The sequence below is a fragment of the Segatella baroniae DSM 16972 = JCM 13447 genome (assembly GCF_000426585.1).
Classification (GTDB): Bacteria; Bacteroidota; Bacteroidia; order Bacteroidales; family Bacteroidaceae; genus Prevotella; species Prevotella baroniae.
Genome location: NZ_AUFQ01000019.1, coordinates 51,047 through 57,531, shown reverse-complemented (window position 1 = coordinate 57,531; position 6,485 = coordinate 51,047). Strand labels below are relative to the sequence as shown.

The 6,485-nt window shown below is 52.3% G+C and carries 3 protein-coding genes and 1 pseudogene; 3 read left to right on the top strand and 1 reads right to left on the bottom strand.

What is annotated here, in order from left to right; genetic code table 11:
- Positions 1 to 219, bottom strand: a pseudogene (locus K334_RS14545) (IS1380 family transposase); the annotation flags it as partial.
- Between the two features lie 151 nt (positions 220 to 370).
- Between K334_RS14545 and hflX the strand changes: the two are divergent.
- Genes hflX through K334_RS0111110 form a run of 3 tightly spaced genes read left to right on the top strand, consistent with a single transcriptional unit; the run spans position 371 to position 6,429 of the window.
- The gene (gene hflX, locus K334_RS0111120) at positions 371 to 1,621 is read left to right on the top strand and encodes a GTPase HflX (RefSeq protein WP_025881432.1); all 1,251 of its coding nucleotides are present in this window, start codon (positions 371 to 373) and stop codon (positions 1,619 to 1,621) included.
- 40 nt (positions 1,622 to 1,661) lie between these two features.
- Positions 1,662 to 3,506, top strand: a complete 1,845-nt coding sequence (locus tag K334_RS0111115) for a DUF4954 family protein (protein WP_027444975.1) — start codon at positions 1,662 to 1,664, stop codon at positions 3,504 to 3,506.
- 16 nt (positions 3,507 to 3,522) lie between these two features.
- Positions 3,523 to 6,429, top strand: coding sequence for a M16 family metallopeptidase (locus K334_RS0111110; protein WP_025881431.1), 2,907 nt, complete (start codon positions 3,523 to 3,525; stop codon positions 6,427 to 6,429).
- Positions 6,430 to 6,485 lie beyond the last annotated feature (56 nt).

Below are 6,485 nucleotides of genomic sequence, written 5' to 3'. Positions count from 1 at the left end.
CATCAAATGAGTAGTGACATCCTCAATACATGAACCGCCACAGAAGTAGATACTCATGAGAGAACGGATGATTTCGCTGTACTGATAACCGAACGATCTACACCTTAGACCGAGGGTTGAGTCGATGACAGATGATAATGTGGAGTCAAATTGCTCCATGATTGAAAATAATCCCCCAAAAGGAGTGAGTCTCTCAGATTTAATTTGTATCTTCGCCATGTCTATCGTTGGATTCTCTTGTTTTTTTTTGCAACACTAAGATAAGTGAAAATTCTGACATGGCAAAATCCTGAGCAACTTTTTGTTGCTCAGGTACTTAAAAAGTTTAATTTATAATAGTGTTGCGGAATTAAGGTTGTTGTAATTCAGAATGAAAGAATTTGTAATCTCTGAAGCCAAGGCCGAGACTGCCATTCTGGTGGGATTGGTGACTCCCGGCCAGGATGAAGCCAAGACAAAAGAATATCTTGATGAACTGGAGTTCCTCGCCGACACGGCGGGAGCGGTCACCCGGAAGCGATTCACACAAAAGGTGAACGGCCCAAGTCAGGTGACTTATGTCGGTAAAGGGAAACTTCAGGAAATCAAGCAATACATAGATGATTGCGAAGATGCCGACGAACCCGTCGGCATGGTCATCTTTGATGACGAACTTTCGGCCAAGCAAATCAGGAACATAGAGAACGAATTGAAGGTGAAAATACTGGACAGAACCTCTCTTATCTTGGATATATTCGCCATGCGGGCGCAGACCGCCAATGCAAAAACGCAGGTGGAATTGGCCCAGTATCGCTATATGCTGCCCCGACTGCAACGCTTGTGGACGCACTTGGAGCGTCAGGGAGGCGGTTCCGGTTCGGGCGGAGGCAAGGGGTCTGTAGGTCTTCGCGGTCCGGGTGAGACGCAGTTGGAGATGGACCGCCGCATCATCTTGCAGCGCATCACCCTCTTGAAGCAGCGTCTGGTGGAGATAGACAAGCAGAAAACGACCCAACGCAAGAACCGTGGACGCCTCATCCGTGTGGCGCTCGTGGGCTATACCAACGTAGGGAAGTCCACCATCATGAACCTGATGGCCAAGAGTGAGGTGTTTGCCGAGAACAAACTCTTCGCCACCCTCGACACGACGGTGCGCAAAGTGGTCGTCGAGAATCTGCCGTTCCTGCTCGCCGACACGGTCGGATTCATCCGAAAACTGCCCACCGACCTTGTGGACTCCTTCAAGTCGACGCTCGACGAGGTGCGTGAAGCTGACCTGTTGCTGCATGTTGTCGACATTTCACACCCCGATTTCGAGGAACAGATCAGGGTGGTCGACCAGACATTGAAAGACTTGGAGTGCAGCGACAAGCCCACGATGATTGTCTTTAACAAGATCGACAACTACAAATGGGTGGAAAAGGACGAAGACGACCTGACGCCGGAAACACGTGAGAACATCGACTTGGAGCAGCTGAAACGCACCTGGATGGCCCGACTGAACGACAATTGTCTCTTCATTTCGGCCAAGAAAAAGGAAAACATAGATGAATTTCGCGACATCTTGTATAAAAAAGTTCGTGAACTTCATGTACAGAAATACCCCTACAACGACTTCCTTTATCCGCAAATGGAGGAATAAAGGACTTCAACGAGCTTACATCAATTAATCGGCAACATAGATGAGACAACTTACTGACGATGAAATCGGCATACTGGAAGACAACAGTTGTTGGGCCGAGGACTGGAACCGCGTGCTGGTGGATGACGACTTCCGGCCTAACTATTTCCATCGGGTCATGTTCTATGGCGACATCGAGCTGGGCGTCTTCGACAAGAGCGTGGAGGTGAGCCGGGGATTCCTGAAGCATTCGGGTATCAACAACGCCACGTTGCGCAACGTGAGGATAGGTGACAACTGCCTGATAGAGAACATCGGAAACTACATCAACAACTATTCGATCGGCGACGACTGCTATATCAGCAACGTGTGTACGCTCGAAACCACCGAAGGAGCCACCTACGGAGAAGGCAATCTCATCTCCGTCCTCAACGAGATAGGCGAAGGCAACCTCGTCAGCTTTCGTGATTTGAACAGTCAGTTTGCTGCTTTCATGGTGAAGCACATGCACGACCGGGAACTGAAGGACTGCATCCGTCGGCTCATCAACGAGAGTATCTACAGCAACCAGCCCGACCGTGGCACGCTGGGAAACAATGTCAAGATTGTCAACACCAAGGAAATCACGAACACAATCATCGAGGACGACTGTGAAATCAGCGGCGCTTCACGGCTCAGCGACTGCACGATTTTGAGCAACGGCAACGCGAATGTGTTCATAGGGACGGGCGTCATCTGTGAGAACTCCATCATCAGCTACGGCTCTTCGGTCATCAACAGCGTGAAGATACAGGACTGTTTCGTCGGTGAAGCATGCCAGATAGCCAATGGGTTCACGGCTTCGGCCAGCGTATTCTTTGCCAATTCCTACATGAGCAATGGCGAAGCGTGCGCCGCTTTCTGCGGCCCTTTCACGGCAAGTCACCACAAGAGCAGCCTGCTCATCGGCGGACAATTCTCCTTTTACAATGCAGGCAGCGCCACGAACTTCAGCAACCACGCTTACAAGATGGGGCCGTTGCACTACGGCATGCTCGAACGGGGTTGCAAGACGGCCAGCGGCGCCTATCTGCTCATGCCCGCCAACATCGGAACGTTCAGCGTCTGCTTCGGCAAACTGATGTACCATCCCGACACCCGCAATCTTCCTTTCTCTTATTTGATAGCATACGGCGACACCATGTATCTGTCTCCGGGACGCAACATCACCACGGTGGGTCTCTATCGCGACATCCGCAAGTGGCCGAAGCGTGACGTCCGCCCCAAAGGGTGTCAGAAAAGCATTGTCAATTTCGATTGGTTGTCGCCCTTCTCCGTGGGTGAAATCATCGAAGGGAAGCGCATTTTGGAAAGACTCCGCGAAGCCAGCGGCGACAATGTCTCCACTTACAACTATCACGAATATGTCATCAACGCTTCATCGCTGCGCAAAGGTATCAAATACTACGACATCGCGTTGCGCATTTACATGGGCGCCGTCTTGAAACGGGTGTTGCAATGGGGGGCTTTCAGTGTGCCGACATCGCCGGTGGGGCAGGGCGTATGGAACGACCTCTCGGGTCTGCTGCTGCCCGAAAGCGAGGAAAAGCGACTTATTGAAGACATCAAGGAAGGACAAATAGATACGGTCGAAGGCATACTCCTCCGCTTCCAACACATCAACAGCCACTATCGCGACTACCAGTGGGCCTGGACTTACCAACTGATATTGGACTATTACCACTTGGAAGAAATCTCCGACAAGGACATTGCACGCATCCATGAAGACTATGTCAACGCTCGAAGGACTTGGATAGCCGAAATCCGCAAGGACGCAGAGAAGGAATACGCGATGGGCGACGTGGAACCTGCCGTCTTGGACGACTTCATAGAGAGCTTGGACCACGAGATTGACTTTGAAAACTGATTCATTCAACATCATAATGAAAAAGGCATTATTATTTCTTTTTGCAGCTTTGGCCATCGCGACAGCCGCGCTTGCCAAGGATTATCCGTACTCTGTCGTCAAGGGAGACGCCACACAGACACGCATCTACACCCTTGCCAACGGATTGAAGGTCTATATGAGTGTGAACAAAGAGAAGCCGCGCGTGCAAGCCAACATTGTCGTGAAGACGGGGTCGCGCAACGATCCGGCCGAGACGACGGGCCTGGCCCACTATCTGGAGCACCTGATGTTCAAGGGAACGAAGCGCTTCGGCACGACGGACTATGCCCAAGAGAAGCCTTATCTCGAAGACATCGAGCGCCGCTATGAGCACTACCGCACGCTCACCGACCCGCTGCTGCGCAAGCAAGCCTATCATGAAATCGACTCGGTGTCGCAGTTGGCGGCCCGCTACAACATCCCCAATGAGTATGACAAGCTCATGGCCAGCATCGGCAGCGAAGGCAGCAACGCCTATACGAGCAACGACGTGACCTGCTATGTCGAGAACATACCTTCCAACGAACTGGAGAATTGGGCTAAAATACAGAGCGACCGTTTCCAGAACATGGTGATTCGCGGCTTCCACACCGAACTCGAAGCCGTGTATGAGGAGAAAAACATCAGCATGGGAAGCGACGATAGTAAGCAATACGCTGCCCTGTGGAAGCTCCTTGCGCCCACCCATCCCTACGGAACGCAGACAACCATCGGCGAACAGGAGCACCTGAAGAATCCTTCCATCGTCAATATCAAGAAGTATTTCAGTCGCTATTACGTGCCGAACAATATCGCCATCGCGCTTGCGGGCGACATTGAGCCCGACCAGGTGATGGCAATCATCGACCAATATTTCGGCTCCTGGAACGCGAGTCCCGACCTGTCGCGTCCCGAATTTGCAGCCCAGAACGCCATCTCTGCGCCAAAAGACTCAAGTGTGGTGGGCCAGGACGCCGAAAATCTGATGATGGGATGGCTCTTCAAGGGGGCTGCCGAACTTCAGAACGATACGCTCGACGTCATCAAGAGCATGCTTTCCAACGGTAAGGCTGGACTCTTCGACACCAACATCAACCAGCAAATGAAAACACAGGAGGTGGGTACCATGCTCGACGAGATGCACGATTACACCGCTTTCATCGTTCAGGGTGCTCCGTTGGAGGGACAGAAGCTGGAGGATGTGCGGGCCTTGGTTCTGAAAGAAATCGAGAAGCTGGGCCGCGGAGCGTTTCCTGACGACCTGCTGCCTGCCGTCATCGCCAACAAGAAGCTGCAGTTCTACAGTTCACTGGACAACAACGAGACGCGTGTGGACATGATGATCGACGCGTTTGTCAACGACAAGAGTTGGGAAAACGAGTCGCTGCGTTTGGAACGACAGGCCAAGTTGACTAAAAAGGACATCATCGACTTCGCCCGCAAGAACCTCCGTGTCGACAATTTCGTCTGCGTCTACAAGCGCATGGGCGAAGACACCACGCTCAAGAATATTGAAAAGCCGGCCATTACGCCCATTCCCGCCAACCGAGAATACGAGAGCGGATTCCTGACCGACATCCGAACAGCGAACACGAAGCCCATTCAACCGGTCTTTATAGACTTCAACAAGGAGCTTGCTTTCGGCAATGTAAAGAAAGGTCTACCTTATATATATAAGCAAAACATCACGGATGGGCTGTTCAAACTTGTCTTCCGCTATAACTTCGGTGACGAGTCCGACCTGCGTTATGGCTACGCCTGCGCTTATCTCGACTTCATCGGAACGAAAGACATGACCGTTTCGGATATCAAACAAGCCTTCTACAAGCTGGCTTGCAGCTACAATATGTCCACCGACGCAAGGCACATCACCATTCAATTGAGCGGCCTGAACGAGAACCTGCCCCAGGCTTTGCAACTGCTGGAGAAGGTTTTGCATGGAGCCAAGGCCGACGTAAGCAGCTGGAGCCAGTTCTGCAACCTCATCGAAAAGGTGCGCATGGATGCCAAGACCAGCCAGAACGCAAACTTCGAGGCCCTTTGGGACTATGGTGTTTACGGCCCCTACAATCCCAAACGCAATGATTTCACGATGAAGCAGCTGCGCGCCATGAATCCCCAACAGCTCGTAGGCCTGTTGGGAAGCCTCGACAACTACGCCCACACCGTGCTCTACTACGGCCCCGACAGCGAGAAACAACTTTGCAACCTCCTTCTGCAACATCACAAAGTGGGCAAGGTTTGGGCGAAAGAGCCTGTCGCCAGACCTTACAAAGAGCAGCCGACACCCAAGAACGAGGTCATCATCGCGCCCTATACGGCCAAGAACATCTACATGCGCCAGTACCACAACGAGGGCATTATGTGGAGTCCGGCCAAGGCTCCGATAGAAACTCTCTTCAACCAGTACTTCGGCGGCGGCATGAACACGGTCGTTTTCCAGGAACTCCGCGAAACCCGTGGCCTGGCCTACAATGCTTTCGCACGCTACCTGCGCCCCGAACGCGAAGGACAACCGGAGAGTTTCTTCACCCACATCATCTCGCAGAACGACAAGATGGCCGACTGCGTCAAGGTGTTCAACGAGATTCTCGACGACATGCCGCAGAACGAGGCCGCCTTCGAACTGGCCAAGCAGAGCCTTGTGAAGAGCATTCAGAGCGAGCGCACGACCAAGTTCAACGTCATCAGTCGCTATCTCTTCCTCCGTCAGCTGGGCTTGGAGCACGACTACATGCAGGAAGTGTATGCCAAGTTGCCCACGCTGACGCTGAAAGACATTGTCGACTTCCAGCAGAAGAACATCGCCCGCAAGCCCTACCGCTACATCATTCTGGGCGACGAGAAGAGCCTCGACATGAAGACGCTTGAGAAGTTGGGGCCCGTCAAGCGCCTGACGACAGAGCAGATCTTCGGTTATTGAACGGTCATCCGACATTGATGGACGACCAAGTGACGACATCATTCAACACATTATAT

Coding starts and splice junctions, on each gene's coding strand:
- hflX (WP_025881432.1), top strand. CDS start 371: ATGAAAGAATTTGTAATCTCTGAAGCCAAGGCCGAGACTGCCATTCTG.
- K334_RS0111115 (WP_027444975.1), top strand. CDS start 1,662: ATGAGACAACTTACTGACGATGAAATCGGCATACTGGAAGACAACAGT.
- K334_RS0111110 (WP_025881431.1), top strand. CDS start 3,523: ATGAAAAAGGCATTATTATTTCTTTTTGCAGCTTTGGCCATCGCGACA.